The sequence below is a fragment of the Pseudomonas sp. C5pp genome (assembly GCF_000814065.1).
GTDB classification, from domain to species: domain Bacteria; phylum Pseudomonadota; class Gammaproteobacteria; order Pseudomonadales; family Pseudomonadaceae; genus Aquipseudomonas; species Aquipseudomonas asiatica.
Map to the genome: position 1 here is coordinate 91164 of NZ_JWLN01000016.1, position 22661 is coordinate 113824.

General features: G+C 64.3%; 21 protein-coding genes. 10 read left to right on the forward strand and 11 right to left on the reverse strand.

The annotated features are described in order from the left end of the window. Positions 1–3: 3 nt before the first annotated feature. Positions 4–339 (reverse strand): ArsR/SmtB family transcription factor, encoded by a 336-nt coding sequence (locus RR51_RS15105; protein ID WP_003259528.1) that lies wholly within the window; start codon positions 337–339, stop codon positions 4–6. Between the two features lie 50 nt (positions 340–389). Here RR51_RS15105 and xenA point away from each other — a divergent pair, with 50 nt between their 5' ends. Next, the gene (xenA, locus tag RR51_RS15110; RefSeq protein WP_039613976.1) at positions 390–1481 is read left to right on the forward strand and encodes a xenobiotic reductase XenA; all 1092 of its coding nucleotides are present in this window, start codon (positions 390–392) and stop codon (positions 1479–1481) included. Between the two features lie 124 nt (positions 1482–1605). Here xenA and RR51_RS15115 read toward each other — a convergent pair whose 3' ends face one another. The 5 genes from RR51_RS15115 to RR51_RS15135 all read right to left on the reverse strand — a co-directional run bounded on the left by RR51_RS15115 (position 1606) and on the right by RR51_RS15135 (position 8149). Continuing rightward, positions 1606–2853 carry an NAD(P)/FAD-dependent oxidoreductase gene (locus tag RR51_RS15115; protein ID WP_039613977.1) on the reverse strand — a complete coding sequence of 416 codons (1248 nt, stop codon included), beginning with the start codon at positions 2851–2853 and terminating at the stop codon, positions 1606–1608. A 2-nt stretch (positions 2854–2855) separates the two neighbouring features. Beyond that, entirely contained in the window at positions 2856–4433 is a 1578-nt protein-coding gene (locus tag RR51_RS15120; protein WP_039613978.1) for an aldehyde dehydrogenase (NADP(+)), read from the reverse strand. Between the two features lie 157 nt (positions 4434–4590). After that, positions 4591–5538: a dihydrodipicolinate synthase family protein gene (locus RR51_RS15125; protein ID WP_013973780.1), complete on the reverse strand. Its 948-nt coding sequence runs from the start codon at positions 5536–5538 to the stop codon at positions 4591–4593. Positions 5539–5582: 44 nt separating this feature from the next. After that, positions 5583–6509 (reverse strand): 4-hydroxyproline epimerase, encoded by a 927-nt coding sequence (locus RR51_RS15130; protein ID WP_039613979.1) that lies wholly within the window; start codon positions 6507–6509, stop codon positions 5583–5585. A gap of 23 nt (positions 6510–6532) precedes the next feature. Then, positions 6533–8149, reverse strand: a complete 1617-nt coding sequence (locus tag RR51_RS15135; protein WP_039613980.1) for an APC family permease — start codon at positions 8147–8149, stop codon at positions 6533–6535. A gap of 378 nt (positions 8150–8527) precedes the next feature. On the opposite strand from RR51_RS15135, the gene RR51_RS15140 reads away from it, so the two are divergent. Next, a complete protein-coding gene (locus tag RR51_RS15140; RefSeq protein WP_039613981.1) occupies positions 8528–9310 on the forward strand; it encodes an AraC family transcriptional regulator in 783 nt (260 codons plus the stop codon). Here the strand turns inward: RR51_RS15140 and RR51_RS15145 are convergent. Next, a complete protein-coding gene (locus RR51_RS15145) occupies positions 9298–10185 on the reverse strand; it encodes a LysR family transcriptional regulator (protein WP_039613982.1) in 888 nt (295 codons plus the stop codon). The genes RR51_RS15140 and RR51_RS15145 overlap by 13 nt on opposite strands. Before the next feature lie 140 nt (positions 10186–10325). Between RR51_RS15145 and moaB the strand changes: the two genes are divergently transcribed. Continuing rightward, positions 10326–10865, forward strand: a complete 540-nt coding sequence (gene moaB / locus RR51_RS15150; protein ID WP_003259533.1) for a molybdenum cofactor biosynthesis protein B — start codon at positions 10326–10328, stop codon at positions 10863–10865. 130 nt (positions 10866–10995) lie between these two features. Here moaB and RR51_RS15155 read toward each other — a convergent pair whose 3' ends face one another. After that, positions 10996–11895, reverse strand: a complete 900-nt coding sequence (locus tag RR51_RS15155) for a bestrophin family protein (protein WP_013973775.1) — start codon at positions 11893–11895, stop codon at positions 10996–10998. 20 nt (positions 11896–11915) lie between these two features. Then, entirely contained in the window at positions 11916–12920 is a 1005-nt protein-coding gene (moaA, locus tag RR51_RS15160) for a GTP 3',8-cyclase MoaA (protein ID WP_039613983.1), read from the reverse strand. Between the two features lie 348 nt (positions 12921–13268). Here moaA and RR51_RS15165 point away from each other — a divergent pair, with 348 nt between their 5' ends. Next, positions 13269–15599, forward strand: coding sequence for an FdhF/YdeP family oxidoreductase (locus tag RR51_RS15165; RefSeq protein WP_039613984.1), 2331 nt, complete (start codon positions 13269–13271; stop codon positions 15597–15599). A gap of 117 nt (positions 15600–15716) precedes the next feature. On the opposite strand, the gene RR51_RS15170 is transcribed toward RR51_RS15165, so the two are convergent. After that, positions 15717–16178 carry an Lrp/AsnC family transcriptional regulator gene (locus tag RR51_RS15170; protein WP_039613985.1) on the reverse strand — a complete coding sequence of 154 codons (462 nt, stop codon included), beginning with the start codon at positions 16176–16178 and terminating at the stop codon, positions 15717–15719. 92 nt (positions 16179–16270) lie between these two features. Between RR51_RS15170 and RR51_RS15175 the strand changes: the two genes are divergently transcribed. Beyond that, on the forward strand, positions 16271–17452 hold the full coding sequence (locus RR51_RS15175; protein WP_039613986.1) for a trans-sulfuration enzyme family protein: 1182 nt from the start codon (positions 16271–16273) through the stop codon (positions 17450–17452). A 123-nt stretch (positions 17453–17575) separates the two neighbouring features. Here RR51_RS15175 and RR51_RS15180 read toward each other — a convergent pair whose 3' ends face one another. Beyond that, positions 17576–17812 (reverse strand): YdcH family protein, encoded by a 237-nt coding sequence (locus RR51_RS15180; RefSeq protein ID WP_003259536.1) that lies wholly within the window; start codon positions 17810–17812, stop codon positions 17576–17578. 117 nt (positions 17813–17929) lie between these two features. Between RR51_RS15180 and RR51_RS15185 the strand changes: the two genes are divergently transcribed. The 5 genes from RR51_RS15185 (at position 17930) to RR51_RS15205 (ending at position 22555) form a co-directional block, all read left to right on the forward strand. Beyond that, positions 17930–18295 (forward strand): 5-carboxymethyl-2-hydroxymuconate Delta-isomerase, encoded by a 366-nt coding sequence (locus RR51_RS15185; protein WP_039613987.1) that lies wholly within the window; start codon positions 17930–17932, stop codon positions 18293–18295. 165 nt (positions 18296–18460) lie between these two features. Continuing rightward, positions 18461–20098 (forward strand): phosphoethanolamine transferase, encoded by a 1638-nt coding sequence (locus RR51_RS15190; protein WP_039613988.1) that lies wholly within the window; start codon positions 18461–18463, stop codon positions 20096–20098. Positions 20099–20196: 98 nt separating this feature from the next. Next, the gene (gene rnd / locus RR51_RS15195) at positions 20197–21330 is read left to right on the forward strand and encodes a ribonuclease D (RefSeq protein WP_039613989.1); all 1134 of its coding nucleotides are present in this window, start codon (positions 20197–20199) and stop codon (positions 21328–21330) included. Beyond that, entirely contained in the window at positions 21327–21620 is a 294-nt protein-coding gene (locus tag RR51_RS15200) for a YcgL domain-containing protein (RefSeq protein WP_015271354.1), read from the forward strand. The genes rnd and RR51_RS15200 overlap by 4 nt, the downstream gene beginning before the upstream one ends. A gap of 2 nt (positions 21621–21622) precedes the next feature. Further along, positions 21623–22555, forward strand: coding sequence for a D-2-hydroxyacid dehydrogenase (locus RR51_RS15205; RefSeq protein ID WP_039613990.1), 933 nt, complete (start codon positions 21623–21625; stop codon positions 22553–22555). The last annotated feature ends 106 nt before the right edge of the window (positions 22556–22661 follow it).

Sequence of the window (22661 nt, forward strand, 5' to 3'; positions counted from 1 at the left end):
AAATCACTGCTGCCGCAGAATGCAGTCCAGCAGCCCGGGAAACCGCTCCCCCAGCATCTCGCTACGCAACGAATTCATGTGGGTAGTCCCCACATTGCGGGTATGCACCAACCCCGCATCACGCAGCACGCGAAAATGGTGGGACATGCTCGACTTCGGCCGGCCGCCGTCCAGCTCGCCACAGCTGGCTTCGGCCACGCCCGCCAGGTGGCGCACGATACCCAGGCGCACCGGGTCGCTCAGGGCATAGAGCAGGCGTTCCAGGGTGAGGTCTTCAGAATTGGGATGTTGATAGGCTCGCATGGTCGTCATGATAACGGGGCTATCATTAATTGCCATAGTTCGATTATGATCGAACTATCGTAATCAGATAGCCCGGGAGCTTGCCCATGTCCGCTTTGTTCGAACCGTATACCCTCAAGGACGTCACCCTGCGCAACCGCATTGCCATTCCACCGATGTGCCAATACATGGCCGAGGACGGCATGATCAACGACTGGCACCACGTGCACCTGGCCGGCCTGGCCCGTGGCGGTGCCGGCTTGCTGGTGGTCGAGGCCACTGCCGTGGCACCGGAAGGGCGCATCACCCCCGGTTGCGCCGGCATCTGGAGCGATGCCCACGCCCAGGCTTTCGTGCCGGTGGTGCAGGCAATCAAGGCCGCCGGTTCCGTGCCGGGTATCCAGATTGCCCACGCCGGGCGCAAGGCCAGCGCCAACCGCCCGTGGGAGGGTGACGACCACATTGCCGCCGACGATGCTCGCGGCTGGGAAACCATTGCCCCGTCCGCCATCGCGTTCGGCGCGCACCTGACACGAGTGCCGCGCGAGATGACCCTGGACGACATTGCCCGGGTCAAGCAGGACTTCGTCGATGCCGCCCGCCGTGCGCGCGATGCCGGTTTCGAGTGGATCGAGTTGCACTTTGCCCATGGTTACCTGGGCCAGAGCTTCTTCTCCGAACACTCCAACAAGCGTACCGACGCCTACGGTGGCAGCTTCGACAACCGCAGCCGCTTCCTGCTGGAAACTTTGGCAGCGGTGCGTGAGGTATGGCCAGAGAACCTGCCCCTGACCGCGCGTTTTGGTGTGCTGGAATACGACGGCCGCGATGAGCAGACGCTGGAAGAGTCGATCGAACTGGCGCGTCGTTTCAAGGCTGGCGGCCTCGACCTGCTGAGCGTGAGTGTCGGCTTCACCATTCCCGACACCAATATCCCGTGGGGCCCGGCGTTCATGGGCCCGATTGCCGAGCGCGTGCGTCGTGAGGCGAAGCTGCCGGTAACCTCGGCGTGGGGTTTTGGTACGCCGAAACTGGCGGAAGCAGCGCTGCAAGCCAATCAGCTGGACCTGGTATCGGTAGGGCGTGCGCACCTGGCAGACCCGCACTGGGCTTACTTTGCGGCCAAGGAGTTGGGGGTGGAGAAAGCCTCCTGGACCTTGCCTGCACCGTATGCGCACTGGCTCGAGCGTTATCGCTGAGGCATGAAGGGGGCTGCTTTGCAGCCCATTCGCGGGTAAACCCGCTCCCACAGGGTCTCCACTGCCCTCAAGGCCTGCGCGATCCCTGTGGGAGCGGGTTCACCCGCGAAGAGGCCAGCACAGGCTAAAACCGGTCCAACCGGTAAGCCGCCATATCAGCCCCACTCTCCCTGTCAGCCAACCGCCCCACCCATTCCGCTGTCACCGCCGCCTGGGTCAAACCCAGGTGCTGATGCCCGAACGCCAACAAAACCCGCCCATCACACACCCGGTCGATCACCGGTAACGAATCTGGCAATGAAGGCCGGAAGCCCATCCAGGGCGTCGCTCCCTCAACACTCAGGTCCCTCCTGAACAACCCTTTGCTCAACCGGTGCAACTGCCAAGCCCGCTGCATGCTCGGCGGCGCGTCCAGCCCGGCGAACTCCACCGTACCGGCCAGGCGCAGACCTTCGGCCATGGGCGTCATGATGAACTTGCGCTCCAGCGATGTGACTGCAAACGGCAAACGCTGATGCTCGCCAGGCAACATCAGGTGGTAGCCACGCTCGGTGTCCAGCGGCACCTGCTTGCCTGTCAGTGTGGCGGTCAACCGCGCGGAATGCGCACCACAACTGATCAGCACCTGGCGGGCATCGAGCGTGCCCTGATCGCTGGCCAGCCTGACCCCGCCGCTGTGCAGCCGCCCGCCATCGACCTGCGCCTGGACAAAACGCACGCCACTGGCCTTGGCCGCTTCGAACAGTTCGCACACCACCCGGTAGGGGTCGATGAAGTGCCCGGTACGTGGGAAGAACAGCCCACCCAGCAACGACGGGCTCAGTTGCGGCGCCGCCTCGCGCACAGTGTCGGCCGACCAGAAGTCCACCGCCACCGCCTGCTGTTGCATGCGCGCGCGCAAGGCCTCCAGGGCCTGGCGCGACTCCGGCCGCTCGAACACCAGCAGCGAGCCATCTTCCTGAAACAGTTCGCCGCGCCCGATCGAGCCCAGCAGCCGCTGCCAGGCACCCAGGCTGCCTTCGTTCAACGAGCGGATGCCGGCCACGCTGCGCTGGAACGGGCCAGGGCGCAGGTTGAGCAGCAGGCGGGTGAACCACGGCATGGCCTTGGGCAGGTACTTCCAGTCCAGGCGCAACGGGCCCATCGGGTCCAGCAACATGCGCGGCAGGCGTTTGAGAATCGACAGGTCGGCAATCGGGAATACCTGCTCGGTGGCCAGGTGCCCGGCGTTGCCGTAGGACGCGCCTCGACCGGGTGCCTGGCGGTCGACCAGGGTTACCCGGCGGCCTTGGCGGGCCAGTTGCAGGGCACAGGCGACGCCGACAATGCCGGCGCCGACCACGGCGATATCGGTTTCAGCGGTTTCGACCATGCTCAGCCTTCCCGTTTACCGTCGAGCAGGCGCCGAAGCTGCAGCGGGTTGCCGTGTTTCAGTGCCTGCGGCAGCAGGGCATCGGGGAAGTCCTGGTAGCACACCGGGCGCAGGAAGCGCAGGATCGCCGCCGTGCCCACCGAAGTGGTGCGGGCATCGGAGGTGGCCGGGAACGGCCCGCCGTGGACCATCGCGTCGCATACCTCTACACCGGTCGGCCAGCCATTGACCAGGATGCGGCCAGCCTTGCGCTCAAGGGTCGGCAGCAGAATGCGGGCGCTGTCGATGTCGGCATCGTCCAGTTGCAGGGTGGCGGTCAGTTGGCCTTCCAGATGCTCGGCCACCTGGCGCACTTGCTCATCGTTGGCGCAGGCCACCACCAGCGACGCCGCGCCGAAGACTTCGGCCTGCAACGCCGGGTCGGCGAGGAACGCTTCGGCCTGGGTCACGAACAGCTGCGCCTGGCACTGGTTGGGGCCTTGCCCGGCCTGGCCACTGGCGGCGGCCTGGGCATTGGCGTTTGCGGCCAGGGCGCCGACACCGGCCTGGTAGGCACTGAAAATGCCTGGGGTAAGCATGGTCTGCGCCGCAGCCTGGCGCACGTGTTCGCTGGCGGCGTCGATGAAACGCTGCAACGCCGGCCCTTGACGGGCAATCACCAGGCCGGGGTTGGTGCAGAACTGGCCGGCACCCTGGGTCAGCGAGGCGACGAAGCCTTGTGCCAGTGCCTCGGCTCGGGTCTGCAGGGCGGTGTCGAACAGGAACACCGGGTTGATCGAGCTCATTTCGGCGTACACCGGGATCGGCTCGGGGCGGGCCTGGGCCGCCTGGCACAGCGCAATGCCACCGCTGCGCGAGCCGGTAAAGCCAACGGCCTTGATGCGCGGGTCGCTGACCAGCGCAATGCCCACTTCACGACCGGAGCCGTACAACAGCGAAAACACACCGGCCGGCAAGCCGCATTGCTTCACGGCCTTTGCCACTGCCTGGCCGACCAGCTCGCTGGTGCCCGGGTGGGCGCCGTGGGCCTTGACCACCACCGGGCAACCGGCGGCCAGGGCCGAGGCGGTGTCGCCACCGGCCACCGAGAAGGCCAATGGGAAATTGCTGGCGCCGAATACCGCCACTGGCCCCAGGGCCACCTGGCGCTGGCGCAGGTCGGCACGCGGCAGGGGCTGGCGCTCAGGCAGGGCATTGTCGACCCGCACGTCCAGCCATTCGCCAGCCCGCACCACACGGGCGAAGGTGCGCAACTGGGTGCAGGTGCGGCCACGTTCGCCCTGGATGCGCGCCTTTGGCAGGCCGCTTTCGGCCACGGCGCGATCGATCAGGGCATCACCCAGCGCTTCGATCTGCGTGGCGATGGTTTCGAGGAATTGTGCCCGTTGCTCGAGCGAGGTTTCGCGGTAGGCATCGAACGCCGCCCAGGCCAGGGCGCAGGCCTGGGCCACGTGTTCGCCGGTGCCGCCGAGGTAGGCCGGTTCCAGCGCCTGGCCGGTGGCCGGGTCGATGCCACGGATGGCTTCGCGGCTGCCGGTTACCGGCGTCTGGCCGATCAGCAGGTTGCCTGTGAGGGTCATGGAGCCTCCTTTGGAATCAATATCAAGAGAGAGCGCGGCCTTTGTAGGAGCGGGTTTACCCGCGAAGCAGGCGACTCGGTGCCTGGCACCGGCTTCGCCGGTGTTCGCGGGTGAACCCGCTCCCACAGGGGCTGCGGCTCGGCCTAGAATCAGGTGATCAGGCCAGGTTCTGCTCAGCCGACCAGCTGGCGTACCAGCTGCGGAACAGCGCGTACTGCTGCTCGGCATAGTTGCGCTGGGCGTCGGTCAGCACGTCGGTCTCGTTGAAGTGCAGGCTGTATTCGCTGTCACCGTTCAGCACCATCAGGTGCTTGTAGTAGAGCACCAGGTCGCAGCCTTCATCGAACGACGACAGCACCGCCAGCGCCGCCTCCAGTTCACGCGCCAGTCGGCGGGCCTTGGCATCACCTTTGGCCGCCTGTTTGCTCAGGCTCACCAGGTGCAGCACCTCACGCGGCAGGGCGTTGCCGATGCCGGTGATGGCGCCGGTGGCGTTGCAGTTGACGAAGCCATGTACCACCTGGGTGTCGACGCCGACCATCAGGGTCACGTCGTCATCCTTCGAGGTGATGTGCTCGGCGGCGTAGCGCAGGTCGGCGCCACCGCCGAACTCCTTGAAGCCGATCAGGTTGGGGAACTCGCTGCGCAGTTCGAAGAACAGGTCGGCGCGGGTGGCAAAGCCGTAGTACGGGCTGTTGTAGATAACCGCCGGCAGCTTCGGCGCGGCTGCCAGGATGGCCGAGAAGTGGTGCTTCTGGGCAATCAGCGAGGCGCCGCGGCTGAGCACGCGGGGGATGACCATGAGGCCGGCGGCACCAACCTTGGCCGCGTGGGCGGCGTGAGATACTGCTTCACGGGTGTTCACCGCGCCGGTGCCGACGATGGTCGGGATGCCGGCGGCCACCAGGCGCGCCACGCCTTCCTGGCGCTCTGCTTCGGTCAGCAGCGGCCAGTCGCCCATCGAGCCGCAGTACACCACGGCGCTCATGCCGGCCTCGATCAGCTCGCGGCCCTTGCGCACCAGGGCGTCGAAGTCCGGCTTGCGCTCGGCGGTGCAGGGGGTCATCAGGGCGGGCATGGTGCCGGTGAAGATGTTGTTGGTCATTGTTGTCACTCCTCGCGATATTCGTTTTTTGGAAAAAGCCGGGGTCAGATGCCCCAGGCGAACGGGTCCTGTTCGTCGATCAGCAGGGTGCTGTCGGCGGTGATGTAGGCGCGGCCGGTGATGAACGGGCGAATGCGTTCGCCGTCGCGCTCGTAGCGGCCCTGGAACTGGCTGCCGGTGATACTGGCCTGTACCCAGGTCTGGCCTTCGTCGAGCTTGCCGTCGGCGGCCAGGCAGGCCAGCTTGGCGCTGGTGCCCGTGCCGCAGGGCGAGCGGTCGTAGGCCTTGCCGGGGCACATCACGAAGTTGCGGCTGTCGGCGTTGGCGTCGTCGGTGAACAGTTCGACGTGGTCGATGGGGGCACCGTTTTCACCGGTGATGCCCTGGGCTTCGAGGGCCTTGAGCATCGCCCAGGTGTATTCGGTCAGCGCCTCGCGGTTGCCCAGCTCGATGCGCTGGCCGTGTTCGGAGACGAGGAAAAACCAGTTGCCGCCCCAGGCGATGTCGCCGCGCACCGGACCATGGCCGGGCACGTCCACCAGCACCTGCTGGCGGTAGCGGTAGGACGGCACGTTGCCGACGGTTATGGCGCCGTCTTCATGCAGGGTGGCGCTGACCTGGCCGACCGGGGTATCGATCTTGTGCACGCCCGGTGCGATCAGGCCCAGGTGCTGCAGCGAGGCGACCAGGCCGATGGTGCCGTGCCCGCACATGTTCAGGTAGCCAGCGTTGTTGAAGAAGATCACCCCGCACGTGGCGTCGGCCGATACCGGTGGGCAGTACAGCGCACCGACCAGCACATCGTTGCCGCGAGGCTCCAGCAGGCAGGCGCGGCGCCACTGGTCGTGCAGCTCGCGCAGTTCATCGCGCTGCTCGGCCATGCTGCGGCCATGCAGTTGCGGGAAGCCTTTCATCACCAGGCGGGTTGGTTCCCCGCCGGTGTGCGAGTCGATGACGTGAACGTGTTTCATGGGCATATCCATTCGAGAGTGGGTCAGGAGGCGACGGCGGCAGGACGCTGGCCTGGGTAGCTTTCGGAGGAGGCTTCGCTTTCATCCTCGCCCTCAAGGCGCACCAGGTGGGCAGGCACGCCGGTGGCCGCGCCCCAGTAGTAGATGCCCAGCGCACAAGCGGCCACGACCACGGTGTCGAACGGGTGGCCAAGTACTCCCAGGCCACCGAAGCTGCCCAGCCACGACAGCAGGATGGTCACCGCGTAGAAGCCGATCAGCCACGCCGACGAGCGCACTTGCTGGGCCAGCGACAGGTGCTGGGTCGGCACGAAGCGGCCGCACAGCAGGTACAGCACGAACATCACGATCTGCAGGGCCAGCAGCCACGACACGGTCTTCCAGCCCGACCAGTACACGATCAGCGCGGCGATGATGAATGACAGCGGGCCGAGCACGCCCATGCCCTTGACCCGGAACGGGCGCGGCATGTCAGGGGCGTTGCGGCGCAGGGCGGCGACGGTGACCGGGGCCACGGCGTAGCTCAGTACCAGGGCGGCGGAAACCACGTTGATCAGCGCTTCCCAGGACGGGAACGGCAGGGTCCAGAACACCGACAGGCCAAAGGTCAGCCACAGCGCCGGGCGCGGGATGCCGGACTCGGCGTCGATACGGGTGAAGTACTTGAAGAATGTGCCGGTCTGCGCCCAGCCATAGACCACGCGCGGGGTGGCGTTCATGTAGATGTTGCCGCAGCCGCTGGGCGAGATCACCGCGTCGGCCACCACCAGATAGGCCAGCCAGCCCACCCCCAGGGCCAGGGCGATGTCGCGGTAGGGCAGGGCCAGTTCCTTGGTCACTGCGGCCCAGCCGTTGCTCAGCATTTCGGTCGGCACGCTGCCGAGGAAGGCCAGTTGCAGCAGGGCGTAGATCGCGGTGGACAGCAGTACCGAGAGGATCAGCGCGATGGGGATGGTGCGTTGCGGCTTCTTCACCTCGCTGGCCACCGAAATGATCGGCGTCAGGCCCAGGTAGGCGAAGATGATGCCACCGGCCGATACCGCCATTTCAACGCCGGACAGACCGAACGGGGCAAAGCCTTGAACCTCGAAGTTTTCCGGTTTGAAGAAGGTGAACAGCACGCCGATCACCAGCAGCGGCACGATGAACTTGAACACACTGACCAGGTTGTTGGCCTTGGCGAAGGTTTTCACGCTGCGGTAGTTGAGGAAGAAGAACAGCCCCAGCAGGGCGAACTGCACCAGCCAGCCGAGCACGGTCGGGTCGCTGGAGCCGGCCTTGGTCAGCCCGGGGAACCAGGCGGCGGCGTATTGACGCGAAGCGACCACTTCGATGGCGATCAGGCTGGAAAAGGCGATCAGGGTGATAAAACCCATCAAGTAGCCCAGCAGCGGGCCGTGGGAGTACACCGGGTAGCGCACCACGCCCCCGGCACGCGGCAGGGCAGCGCCCAGTTCGCAATAGACGATGCCCAGCAACAGTACGGCGAAGCCGCCAAGGAACCAGGACAGGATGCCGGCCGGGCCGGCGATGGCCGAGACGTGGCTGGCGGCGAACAGCCAGCCGGAGCCGAAGATGGCGCCTAGGCCGATGAAGGTGAGGTCCAGCAATGACAACTGTTTTTTGAATTTGCCTGACATGGGTTCGCCTTTTTGTTGGTTATTGGATAGGCAGGTCTGATGTCACGAGATGCGGCTTTTTGGGCCGCGCTCTTGTAGGACTTGGGGCGGCTTGCGTGGGGCATAGAGTGGACCGATCGGGGCGGCGGTTCTTGATGGTTTTCTGCAGGGGGGATGACGAAATCGGCACAGTTGCGAAAAAGCAGTGGTAGGAAGGAAGGGTGGTGGATAGGCTGTAAGCCTTAACGCATAAGGGTTGTAGACATTTACTTGCTGCGCCGGCCCCTTCGCGGGTAAACCCGCTCCTACAGGTATCTCCGCAGCTTCGAGGGCTGCGCAGTACCTGTAGGAGCGGGTTTACCCGCGAAGAGGCCGGCACAGCAAACCGAGAGAGAGCAGATGACCGACACTCCCCTGGCAACCCTGTACCAGTCCCTCGACCAGCACCGCCCCGCCAACCTCGAGGCCCTGCTCGCCGGTGTGTCCCTACTGCTGCCGATCCTCGACGCCATCCCCAACGCCGCGATCTTCATCAAGGACCCGGCCGCCCGCTATGTGCTGGCCAACAACACCCTGGTCCAGCGCTGTGGCCTCAAGCGCCTGCAACCGCTGCTGGGCAAGACCAGCGCCGAAGTGTTCCCGGCACAGCTGGGCCCCGGCTACACCGAGCAGGACCGTCGCGTTCTCAAGGAGGGTTTGGTGCTGGAAGACCAGCTGGAGCTGCATCTTTACGGCAGCCGCGAGCCTGGCTGGTGCCTGACCCACAAGCGCCCGCTGTACAACCGTGCCGGCGAGATCATTGGCCTGGTCGGCATCTCGGTCGACTTGCAATCAGCCGCCGACAGCCATCCTGCCTACCAGCGCCTGGCGGCGGTGGACGAGCATATCCGGCGGCATTTCCACCAGCCTATCAGCATGGGCGAGCTCACCCGTATCGCTGGCATTTCCGTGGCCCAGCTGGAGCGCTACTGCAAGCGGGTGTTCCACCTCACGCCACGGCAGATGATCCACAAGGCACGCCTGGAGCACGCCCACCGTTTGCTGCATTCGGAACTGCCGATCACTGAAGTGGCGATGTGCTGCGGCTATACCGACCACAGTGCCTTCAGCCGCCAGTTCAAGCAACTGACCGGCTTCACCCCGCGCCAGTACCGCCAGGCAACCAGCGCTCAGTTGACCTGAAACAGCGCCCGCGCCTCATCGAAGCACTGCTCGGCAATTGCCGAACGCGGTTCGCTGCGGCGCAGCAGCAGGCCGACCGGGCTGTGGATGGCGGCGTCGGCCACCGGCAGGATGCGCAGGTGCTCGCTCAGGTCTTCCAGCCCGCAGTCCAGTGGCATGACCGCACAGCACATGCCGGTGTTGATGGCCTGGATCAGCTGGAAGCTCGAGTCGCTTTCCAGTACCGCATTCGGCTCCAGGCCACGGCTGCGGAAACTCAGGTCCAGCGACTGGCGGTAGTGCATGCCCTTGCTCAGCAGGCCCAGCGGAATGTCGCCCAGCTCGTCCCAGCGCAGGGTGTCGCTGGCGAACTGGTAGTGCCGGGTATCGTGCAGCAGGCCCATGGTGGTGGTGCCCAGTTCGATCACTTCGAAGAAGCTGGTGTTGACCTGGTCCAGGTAGCAGATGCCCAGGTCGAGCTGGTTGCGGCTGAGCCCGTCGATGACCTGTTCCGAGCTGAGCGAGCTGATCTGGAAGTGCAGCTCGGGGTATTTTTCACGCAGCGGCAGCAGCAGGTGCATGGGGTTGAAGCTGGCCAGCGGCACCGTGCCCAGGCGCAGGCTGCCGACCACCTGGCCGCGGCAACTGGCGGCTTCGGCCTGCAAGCCATCGTGCGCGGCGAGCAGGGTACGGGCCCAGGCCAGGATTCGCTCGCCCGCTTCGGTGAAACCTTCGAAGCGCTGGCCGCGCTTGACCAGTACCAGGTCCAGCTCGTCCTCCAGGTTGCGCAGGCGCATGGACAGCGTCGGCTGGGTGATATGGCACAGCGCCGCCGCCTGGCCGAAGTGGCGGGTCTGGTCGAGGGCGATGAGGAATTTGAGCTGCTTGATGTCCATGGAGGTGCCTGGTATCGGGTTATGCAGACCTTAACCCACGTCTGCGATAGATGTCATTGATGAGTCGGTACGCCATATCGATTGGACGCCCCCGGGCCATGCCTCTAGCGTGGCGGCAATGCCACTCGAGGAGCCCCACCGTGCGCGTCCAACCCGATGCGGTCTTCGTACCGCTCAACATCGCCGTGCTGACAGTCAGCGATACCCGTACCTACGACAACGACACTTCCGGTGAGCTGCTGGCCAGCCGCTCGGTGGAGATCGGCCACCGCTTGGTGGCGCGGGCGTTGCTCAAGGACGACCTTTACAAGATCCGCGCCCAGGTCGCCACCTGGATTGCCGACGAACAGGTGCAGGTGGTGCTGATCACCGGCGGTACCGGTTTTACCGGGCGTGACAGCACGCCGGAAGCGGTCGAGTGCCTGCTGGACAAGCGCATCGATGGCTTTGGCGAACTGTTCCGGGCCCTGTCGATTCTCGATATCGGCACCTCGACCGTGCAGAGCCGGGCGCTGGCCGGGCTGTCCAACCGCACGTTGGTGTGCTGCCTGCCGGGCTCCACCGGGGCCTGCCGTACGGCGTGGGAGGGCATCCTGGCGGAGCAGCTGGATGCGCGGCACCGGCCGTGCAACTTCGTCAAGCACCTGAAACCGATCGAGGCCTGTGCAAGCCGGGGCTGAGTTTTCTCCTGTACCGGCCTCTTCGCGGGTAAACCCGCTCCCACAGGTATCGCGCAGGGTTCGAAACCTGTGGGGGCCCTGTAGGAGCGGGTTTACCCGCGAAAGGGCCGGCACAGGCCACTGCATTCAGTCAGCTCAATACATGGTCCACCGGCAACAACGCCGGCGGTAGCTGTTGTTCCCCCAACCCCGCCAGCACATCGCGCTCCACGGTCCGCACCATGGCATCGGTCGGCAGGTCGTTCTCATCGCGCCCGAACGGGTCTTCCAGTTCGTTGCCAATCGCATCCAGCCCGAAGAACGTGTACCCCACGATGGTGGTGAACAGCGGCGCCAGCCAGCCCAGCGGCTCGGCCAGGGCAAACGGTAGCAACAGGCAGAAGATGTAGATGGTGCGGTGCAGCAACAGCGTGTAGGGGAACGGCAACGGCGTGCCCTTGATCCGCTCGCAGGTAGCCTGCACTTCGGTCAGCCCCACCAGCCGCTGTTCCAGTAGGCTGTAGCGCCAGTCACTGATCTGCTGCTGTGTTGCCAGCCGCGAGCAGTGCCCGCCGATTTCGCGCAGGATGGCGTCGCACACGTTGTGCGGGCTGATCGCATCGGGCCGGGCCAGCCAGGGCCGGGCGGCGGCCAGTTCGTCCTCGCTGCGCAGCCGTGCATTCAGCGCATGGGCAAAGCCGCACAGGCTGCGCAACAGTTCGGCACGCAGGGTTTCGTCGGTGATCACCAGGCTTTCGCGCACGAACGAACGGGTCTCGATGATCAGCTTGCCCCAGGCCTTGCGCCCCTCCCACCAGCGGTCATAGCAGGCGTTGTTGCGAAAACTCATGAAAATCGACAGTGACAGGCCCAGCAAGGTGAACGGGGTGGCGCTGACCGGGTAGAAAAACGCCGGAAAATGCCGCTCGACCAACACGATCAGCGCGGCCAGCAGGGTGATCGTCAGGCAACGCAGGGCGATGCGCTTGACGATCGAACCCTTGAGGGTGAACAGCACACGCAGCACATCGGGGGTGGGGTGGACGATCATGGAAATCCAGAGACGGCTGCCTAGCCGCCGGTCATGTTCATGAAACGCAGGATCTGCACGTCGCCACCGACTTCGAAATGATGGCGGTAGGGCTTGAGGTGCAAGGAATCACGAATGGCCTTTTCCAGGCGTTCGGGGTTGCCGGGGTGGGCGCGCAGAACCTGCTTCAGGTCCACCGAGTGTTCATTGCCCAGGCACAGCAGCAGGCGGCCTTCGACGGTGAGTCGCACGCGGTTGCAGGTGGCGCAGAAGTTGTGGCTGTGTGGCGAAATGAAGCCGACCCGAGTATTGGCGGCTTCGGCCAGGCGCCAGTAGCGGGCGGGGCCCTGGGACGACTCGGTCGATTCGACCAATGTGAACTGCTCAGCCAGCAGCGCACGTACTTCGTCACTGGAGCAGAACGACTCGCCGCGTTCATGTTCGCTGATCACGCCCAAGGGCATTTCTTCGATGAAGGTGATGTCCAGTTCGCGGTCGATGGCAAAGCGCACCAGGTCGACCAGTTCATGATCGTTGCGGCCCTTGAGGACCACGCAGTTGAGCTTGGTGCGCTTGAAGCCTGCCTGGCGGGCGGCGTCGATGCCGGCGATCACCTGGTGCAGGTCGCCGGTGCGGGTCAATTGCTTGAAGCGCTCCGCGTCCAGGCTGTCGAGGCTGATGTTCAGGCGCGTGACACCTGCGTCGAACAGCGGCTGGGCCAGGCGCCCGAGTTGCGAGCCGTTGCTGGTCAGGCACAACTCGCGCAGGCCGGGCAGGGCGGCGATGCGCCCGCACAGGTCGACGATGCCCTGGCGCACCAGCGGCTCGCCGCCGGTCAGGCGGATCTTGCGGGTACCAAGGGCGACGAAGCGCTCGGCCACCTGGAGCAGTTCCTCGAGGCTGAGGATTTGCTGGCGCGGCAGGAACTGCATGTCTTCGGCCATGCAGTACACGCAACGGAAGTCGCAGCGGTCGGTGACCGACATCCGCAGGTAGTCGATTTTCCGGTTGAAGCCGTCGATCAGGGCCCGGCTGTTCTGTTCCACGTTCGCGCTCGAATGGGTAGGGACTCGATCCAAGCTATAACTTGGGCGCAGGGCCGTCAAATTGCTTTGTCCGACCGATTGATCGATGGCCTCTATCATGGCTGCAGGCCACGTATTTCAAAGTGTTGACCGCGTCGCCCAATTCGCGGGTAAACCCGCTCCCACAGGTAAAGCGCAGGGCTCGAAACCTGTGGGGGCCCTGTGGGAGCGGGTTCACCCGCGAAGGCCGTGGCGCGGTTCCAGCCCATGATCGAAACCGCCTATCACCCCGTAAGATCTTTCGATTGGACGGCTCTACCCCACGCTCCATAGGCTGAAAAAAAGCATCGAAGCGTGAGGATTCACCGCATGAGCCAGGACCAACATATCAGGGACTACAAGGGCGCCGCCGCCGGCTGGGGGGCGCTCAAGAGCGTGACCAAGAGCTGGCTGGGCAGCGACAATGCCTTCAAGAACCTGCGGGCCATGCTCAAGACCAACCAGAACGGCGGCTTCGACTGCCCCGGCTGCGCCTGGGGCGAGTCGCCGGAAAACGACATGGTCAAGTTCTGCGAGAACGGCGCCAAGGCAGTCAACTGGGAAGCCACCGGCCGCTCGGTGGACCCGGCATTCTTCGCCAGGTACAGCGTCAGTGCGCTGGCCGAGCAGACCGACTACTGGCTGGAGTACCAGGGCCGCCTGACCCACCCGATGCGCTACGACGCGGCCACCGACCACTATGTCGAAACCAGCTGGGAAGAAGCCTTTGCGCTGGTTGCGCAACACTTGCGCGCACTCGAATCGCCCGACCAGGCCGAGTTCTACACCTCGGGCCGGGCCAGCAACGAGGCGGCGTTCCTCTACCAGCTGTTCGTCCGCGCCTACGGCACCAACAACTTCCCCGACTGCTCGAACATGTGCCATGAAGCCAGCGGCGTGGGCATGTCGGAGACCCTCGGCGTGGGCAAGGGCACCGTGGTGTTCCACGACCTGGAACTGGCCGATGCCATCTTCGTCATCGGCCAGAACCCCGGCACCAACCACCCGCGCATGCTCGAACCGCTGCGTGAAGCGGTGAAGCGTGGTGCCCAGGTGGTCTGCTTCAACCCGCTCAAGGAGCGCGGCCTGGAGCGCTTCCAGCACCCCCAGCACCCGTTCGAGATGCTCAGCAATGGCTCCGAACCAACCAATACGGCCTACTTCCGCCCGGCCTTGGGCGGTGACATGGCAGTGATGCGTGGCATTGCCAAGTACCTGCTGCAGTGGGAACGCGAAGCCCAGGCCAATGGCGAACCGGCGGTGTTCGACCATGCCTTCATCGCCGAGCACACCAGTGGCATCGACGCATACCTGGAAACCGTGGATGCCACGCCTTGGGCGCACATCGTCGAGCAATCGGGCCTGACCCAGGCCGAGATCGAACTGGCAGCGCGCATGTACCGCAAGGCCGAACGGGTGATCATGTGCTGGGCCATGGGCGTGACCCAGCACCGCCACTCGGTGCCGACCGTTCAGGAAATCGTCAACCTGCAGCTGCTGCGCGGCAACGTCGGCAAGCCCGGCGCCGGCCTGTCACCGGTGCGTGGCCACAGCAACGTGCAGGGCGACCGCACCATGGGCATCGACGAGAAGCCCGGGTCGGCGCTGCTCGATGCCATCGAAAAACGCTTCCGGTTCCGCGTGCCGCGTGCCCACGGGCATAACGCCGTGCTGGCGATCAAGGCCATGGAAGAGGGGCGGGCCAAGGTGTTCATCGGCCTGGGTGGCAACTTTGCCCAGGCCACGCCGGATACGCCGCGCACTCATGCGGCCATGCGCAATTGCGCGCTGACCGTGCAGATTTCCACCAAGCTCAACCGCTCGCACCTGGTCACCGGCCGCGATGCGTTGATACTGCCGTGCCTGGGCCGTACCGAAATCGACATGCAGGCCAGCGGGCCGCAAGGCGTGACCGTGGAGGACACCTTCAGCATGGTGCACATCTCCCACGGCCAGCTGCGCCCGCGCTCGCCGCACCTGCGCTCGGAGCCGTGGATCATCGCCGGCATGGCCCAGGCGACCCTGGGCAAGCAGCCGATCGACTGGGAGTACGCTGTTGCCGACTACGGCCGCATCCGCAGCATGATTGCCGATGTGATCCCCGGCTTTGCCGATTTCAACGAGCGCCTGCAGCACCCGGGCGGCTTCCACCTGGGCAACAATGCCGCCGACCGTACCTGGCGCACGGCCACAGGCAAGGCGCGCTTCAGCCCGCACCGGCTGCCGGAGCAACTGGTGAATGCCAAGGTGCTGGCCCGCGGTGACAAGCCCGACCTGATCCTGCAGACCCTGCGTTCGCATGACCAGTACAACACCACTCTGTATGGCCTGGATGACCGTTATCGTGGGGTGTTCGGCCTGCGTGAAGTGGTGTTCGTCAACGAGGTGGACATCCGCCGGATGGGCTTCGAGCCGGGCGAGCATGTGGACCTGGTGTCGCTGTGGGAAGATGGCGTGGAGCGGCGGGTGTCGGGCTTCCGCCTGGTGGCGTATGACGTGCCCGAGGGGCAGGCGGCGGCGTACTACCCTGAGACCAACCCGCTGGTGCCGCTGGAAAGCTATGGCGAGGGGACCTATACCCCGACCTCGAAGTTCGTGGCGATCAAGGTCGAGAAAGCCAAGGCGGGGAACCGGATTGCGGCGGTGCTTGCCGCGGATTGATCGGTTGCCTGTGCTGGCCTCTTCGCGGGCTTGCCCGCTCCCACAGGGACCCCACAGTTTTCAGCACCTGTGGTACTCCTGTGGGAGCGGGCAAGCCCGCGAAGAATCCAGCACCGATCAGGAACGATGCACCGGGTAGGCCGTGGTGTACTTCATCTGCTCCATGGCAAAACTGGAAGTGATGTTCGACAGCCCATCAGTACTGGTGATCAGCTTTTTATAAAACCGGTCATACGCCGCAATATCCCCCACCACCACCCGCAGCATGTAATCCCAGTCCCCCGACATGCGGTAGAACTCCATCACTTCCTCGAACCCGGTCACGGTCGCGGCAAACTGCTCCAGCCAGGCGCTGTCGTGGCGCTGAGTCTTGAGCTGGACGAACACCGTCAGCCCCAGCCCCAGCCGTTCCGGGTCGAGCAAGGCGACACGGCCGACAATGTAGCCGTCTTCTTCCAGGCGCTTGACCCGCTTCCAGCACGGCGTGGTGGAGAGGTTGACGGCCTCGGCCAGGTCCTTGAGCGAGATCGAGGCGTCGCGCTGAAGCAGGGTGAGAATGTGCTGGTCGAAGCTGTCCATATCGCGCGTGGGCCGTGGAGAAAAATATTTCACAGATTACCCCAAGGCTAGAAGATTTGGGTTGTGCGATAGTGGCAACTTTCACTCTGCCAATGGGCCTGACCATGTCCGACAAGCCGCGCAATTTCGCCACCCGTACCATTCACGCCGGTGAGCAGTTCAGCGTCGCCGATAACGCTATTTTCCCGGCGATCGTCACCGCCAGCTCGTTCACCAAGCGCAGCCTGGACGACAAACCGGAATACTCCTACAGCCGCGTCGGCAACCCCACCCGGCATGCCTATGAAACCTGTGTCGCCGCTCTGGAAGAGGGCGTTGGCGCGGTCGCCTGCGCCTCGGGTGTGAACGCCACCGCCACCGTGCTGGAGCTGCTGCCCAAGGATGCCCACGTGGTGGTGATGAACGGCGTGTACGGCGGTACCTTCCGCATCATGGAAGACTACCGCAGCCGCACCTCGGGCCTGACCACCACCTACGTCGACCTCAACGACCTCGAGGCGGTGGCCGCCGCCATCAAGCCGGAAACCCAGCTGATCTGGATCGAATCGCCGACCAACCCGTTGCTGCACCTGGTCGACATCAAGGCGGTGTGCGACCTGGCCAAGGCACGGGGCATCCTCACTTGCATCGACAACACCTTCTGCTCGCCGTGGAACCAGCGCCCGATCTCCCTGGGCGTGGACCTGGTGATGCACTCGGCCAGCAAGTACATCGGCGGCCACTCCGACCTCACCGGTGGCGTGGTCGTAGCTGCCAATGATGCGCTGTTGGCGCGCCTGCGCCGCATCAGCATGGCGATTGGCGCGGTGCAGGGGCCGTTCGACTGCTACCTGGCCCTGCGCGGTCTGAAGACCTTGGATGTGCGCATGGAGCGCCAGTGTGCCAATGCCCTGCAGGTGGCGCGCTTCCTCGAAAGCCACGCGCAGATCGAGCAGGTGTATTACCCGGGGCTGGAAAGCCACCCGCAACATGAGTTGTGCAAACGGCAGATGCGCAGTGGCGGGGCGGTGGTGGCGATGAAGGTCAAGGGCGACCGGGCCGCGCTAAACCGCCTGGTGGAGGCGCTGCAGATCTTCGTGCTCGCCGACTCGCTGGGCGGGGTGGAAAGCATGATCAACCACTCCTGGAGCATGTCGCACTGCTCGCTGAGTCCGGAGCAGAAGGGCGTGATGGGCATCAGCGAAAACCTGCTGCGGTTGTCGGTGGGGATCGAGGATTACCGGGACCTGGTCGACGACCTGGATGGGGCGTTGAAGGCTGCGGCTGCTATGTGAGGGCTGCTGGCCTCTTCGCGGGTGAACCCGCTCCCACAGGTATTGCGCTGCCTTCAGGTTTGGCGCTGTACTTGTGGGAGCGGGCAAGCCCGCGAAGAGGCCGGTGGATTCAATGAATTCCTGTCAGGATTTGGGCGGATGAATGATCCGTTCGATCTTGTCCTTGATCAGCAAGCGCTCCTTGCGCAGGCGGTTGACGGTTTCGTCGTTGGTGCCGTTGCCTTCGGCAGCGACCACCTCTTTGTCTTTTGCGTTGTATTCCTTGTGCAGTGAGTGCAGCGTCTGGTCCTTGTCCATGAGCGCCTGGAATGCATCAGCGGTAACGTGCAGGTCAGCGAGCAGATCATGCGGAACTGGCATTTCTTCACCTCTGTCGGGGGTTGGCGGATGGTTCTGACCTTTGAGGATAGTCGTCTTTGCGCAGGTAGGGGACTGGGGTAGGCTGTCGCATCTCCCCCGTGACCCGGAACCTGCGCCATGCCTCACCTGAACCTGGAATACAGCGACAACCTGCGTGAGCTGAATGTCGACGTCCTGCTGCTGCGCCTGAACCATGCCCTGGTCGGCAGTGGCCAGTTCGCCGACGAGGCCGATATCAAAAGCCGCGCCGAAGCCTTCAAGCACTATCGAGTGGGCACTGCGCCCGGCGAGCGTGCCTTTGCCCATGTGCGCCTGGCCATCCTCAGCGGGCGCTCGCCCGAGGTGAAGAAGCAACTGTCCGCCAGCCTGCTGGATGTGCTGCGTGAGGCCATCCCCAAGCAACCTGGGCTGGACATCCAGCTGTGCGTGGAAGTGCTGGACATCGACCGCGAGCCGTACGCCAAGGAACGCCTGGCAGGCTGAACAAGCGCTGAATGAACTTCTTTTAATGTAAAAAAGGCGCCTGCTCACGAATTTGTTGGCGTCTTTTTCACAAAATATTGATGGCACGCTTTCTAGAGTTCAGCCAAGTTTCCCCGGTGCCGCGCAGGCCCTCGGGCTGATAATCACTCTTGATTGCGAACACTGATGCTCAACTTCAAATCCCTGCGGACTGAATGGGTCACGCTGCTGGCCAGCCTTTACCTGCTGATAGGCTTAAATGTCTTCCTCTGGCAGCATCTCGAACAGGTCGTGCCGCCCGGTTTGCCGGGGCTTTGGCTGAGCCTGGCGTTTGCCGTGCTGATGCTGTTCGCGTTCAACCTGATCCTCACGTTGTTCGCCTTCCGTTATGTATTGAAGCCAATACTTATCGTGTTGTTCATGAGTGGCGCGGGTGTGGCTTACTTCATGAACCAGTACGGCGTACTTATTGACGCGGGCATGTTCCGCAATATTGCGGAAACCAACGTGGCGGAAGTGCGTGACCTGCTTTCGTTGAAGTTTGCCTTGTATATCCTGGGCCTCGGTGTAGTGCCTTCGCTGCTGTTGTGGAAGGCGCCGATCGCCTATCGCGCCTGGCACCGTGAACTGCTCGGCAAGCTGGTGGTTGGCGGTGCCTGCGTGGTGGCCCTGGGCTCGGTGGCACTGGTCAACTACCAGGGCCTTTCGTCGCTGTTTCGCAACCACCACGAACTGCGCCTGATGCTCACCCCCAGCAATATCGTGGGTGCCTCCATCGGCTATGTCAGCGAGCGCGTCGGTACCGCATCACGGCCCTTCCAGCATTACGGCGAAGATGCCAAGCGTGACGCTGCCTGGCAAAAGCATGAACGCAAGTCGCTGACTGTGCTGGTTGTGGGTGAAAGTGCGCGGGCAGATCACTTCGGCGTGCTCGGCTACAACCGCGATACCACACCGAACCTTGCCAGGGAGCAGGGCCTGCTGGCGTTCTCCGATGTTCACTCCTGCGGCACGGAAACCGCCGTTTCGGTGCCGTGCATGTTCTCTGGCATGAAGCGCAAGGACTACGATGCCCGCGTGGCGAAGAACCGCGAAGGGTTGCTGGACATCCTCCAGCGGACCGGTCTGGCGGTGCAGTGGCGTGACAATCAATCGGGCTGCAAGGGTACCTGCGATCGCGTGCAGTTCATCGACGTCAGCAAACTCAAGGACCCGCAGTTGTGCGCTGATGGTGAATGCCATGACCAGATCCTGCTGCAGGGCCTGGGTGAGCTGATCGACAACCTCGACAAGGACACCGTGCTGGTACTGCACCAGATGGGCAGCCACGGGCCTGAATACTTCAAGCGGTACCCCGGTGCCGACCAGCGTTTTGCCCCGGTATGCCAGAGCAACGCGCTGGACCAGTGCAGCGAGCAGCAAATCGTCAACGGCTACGACAATACACTGGCCTATACCGACAAGGTGCTGGCCTCGCTGATCGACATCCTGCGCAGCAAGCAGGACAAGGTAGACACGGCGATGATCTACCTGTCCGACCATGGCGAGTCGCTGGGTGAGTACAACCTGTTCCTGCACGGCACGCCTTACGCCATCGCCCCCGAGCAGCAGAAGCACGTGCCGTTGCTGACCTGGTTCTCCGACAGCTACAAGGAGGACTTCGGCGTCGACACCGATTGCCTGGCCAAGCTCAGCGATGCGCCGCTGTCGCAGGACAACCTGTTCCACTCGATGCTCGGCCTGTTGCAGGTGCGTACCGAGGTCTACCAGCAATCGCTGGACATGTTCGCCAGCTGCCGGCCCTGGCTGGCGGCCAAGCGCTGAGTCTGACTGCACCGTTTATCCATTCCAGGGATGGCGCAGGTTTCACCAGCAGTGCCCGCGCCGTATATACTGCGCGCCAATGTTAGTGGGAGAGCCTCGTGGCCATCGAAATACACTGGATCCGTGACGACCAGAGCCTGGCCGAACACTGCCGCGACTGGCATCAGCTGCCCTTTGTCGCCGTCGACACCGAATTCATGCGGGTCGACACCTTCTACCCGAAAGCCGGGCTTATCCAGATCGGCGACGGAAAGCGTGCCTTCCTGATCGACCCGTTGCTGATCGGCAACTGGCAACCCCTGGCCGAACTGCTGGATGACAGTGGCGTGGTCAAGGTGCTGCACGCCTGCAGCGAAGACCTCGAAGTGCTGCTGCGCCTGACCGGCAAACTGCCACAGCCGCTGTTCGACACCCAATTGGCCGCCGGCTACCTGAACCTGGGCTTCTCCATGGGCTATTCGCGCCTGGTGCAGGAAGTGCTGGGGATCGACCTGCCCAAGGGCGAAACCCGCTCCGACTGGCTGCAGCGCCCGCTCTCGGAAACCCAGGTCAGCTATGCCGCCGAGGATGCCGTGCACTTGGCCGAGCTGTTCACCGTGTTGCGCCCGCGCCTGAGTGACGACAAGTACGCCTGGGTGCTGGAGGACGGTGCCGAGCTGGTAGCCGCATTGCGCCGCGAGGTCGAGCCCGAAAGTCTGTACCGCGACGTCAAGCTGGCCTGGAAGCTGGCCCCCCAGCAACTGGCAGTGCTGCGTGAGCTGTGTGCCTGGCGCGAGCGTGAAGCGCGCAACCGCGACGTACCGCGCAATCGCATCCTCAAGGAGCACTCGCTGTGGCCCATGGCCAAGAGCCAACCGAGCAACCTGTCGGCGCTGGCCAAGATCGACGAGATGCATCCGCGCACCATTCGTCAGGACGGTGAGTTCCTCATCCAGCTGATCAAGCGTGCCGCCAGCCTGCCAGCCGAGCAATGGCCACAGGCCTTGCCCGAGCCTTTGCCGATCGAGGCCGCAGGTATCCTCAAGCAGCTGCGTGCCATCGGCCAGGCCGAAGGTGAGCGCCTGGGCATTGCCCCGGAGCTGATGCTGCGCAAAAAAGCCCTGGAAGCGCTGCTCAAGAGCGGCTACCCCAATGGCCCCTATCAATTGCCCGATTCGCTGCGCGGCTGGCGCCGTGAGCGCATGGGCCAGGCCCTGCTGGACAGCCTGGCAGGCGCCGGAGAGACTCGATGAAACGCATTTGCTCTATCTACAAGAGCCCCCGCAAGAACGAAATGTACCTGTACGTGCTCAAGGCCGACGGCCTGGAGCGCGTGCCCGAAGGCCTGCTGCCGTTCTTCGGCACCCCCGTGCACGCCTTCGACCTGGTGCTTACCCCCGAGCGCAAGCTGGCCCGCGAGGATATCGCCAAGGTGCTGGAAAACCTCGACAACCAGGGTTACCACCTGCAGATGCCGCCGCCGGAAGACGACTACATCGAGCACCTGCCCGAAGAGTTGCTGCGCCGTAACGACCCTGCCTGATCATGCGAGTACTGATTGCTGAGCATGATCATGCTCGATACGCCGAGATCTTGCGCGCAGCCGCGCCAGAGCTGGAGATCCTGACCAGCGGCGACTCCGCCGAACTGGCACGCCAGGCGCCACAGTGCCCGGTGTGGCTGGGCCAGCCGGACCTGCTGGCAAGCCTGCTGCGCCAGGGCCACAAGCCGGGCTGGATGCAGTCCACCTGGGCCGGTATCACCCCGCTGCTGGCCGAGGGCCTGCCGCGCGACTATCGCCTGACCCGCGCCGTGGGCATCTTTGGCCAGGTGATGGCCGAGTACATGCTCACCTACATGCTCGGCCATGAGCGCGAGGTGCTGTCGCGGCTGGTCAGCCAGGTCGAGCGGCGTTGGGACGACCGCCCGGGGCGTACCCTGGAAGGGCGCAAGGTGCTGATCGTCGGCACTGGCGACATTGGCCAGCGGGTGGCCGAGTTCCTGCAGGCGTTTGGCGTGGTGCTGTATGGCGTTGCCAGCAGCGCCCGCGAGCAGGCGCCGTTCGTCGAGGTAGCGGCGTTGGCCGACCTGCCGCGCCTGGTGGGTCAGGTCGATTACGTACTCAACCTGCTGCCGGATACCCCGGCAACCCACAACCTGTACGATGCGGCACTGTTCAAGTGCTTCCAGCCCACGGCGCTGTTCATCAATGCAGGGCGCGGCGCGGCGGTGGTCGACGCTGACCTGGTCGAGGCACTGAAGGAAGGGCACCTGGCAGGGGCGGTGATCGATGTCTGCCGGCAGGAGCCGTTGCCCAGGCAACACCCGTTCTGGACGGCGTGGGGCTTGCTGCTGACCGGGCACAGCTCGGCACCCACCTCGCCGGCGGCGATGGTGCGGTTGTTTGTCGAGAATGTGCGGGCGTTCACGGCGGGGCAGGGGTTGCGAGGTGAAGTGGACTTCGCCCGGGGCTATTGATTTTGTAATGCCTGTGCTGGCCTCTTCGCAGCACAAGGCTGCTCCTACAGGTTTTTCACTGTGCTGTAGGAGCAGCCTTGCGCTGCGAAAAGGCCGGTACAGCCAA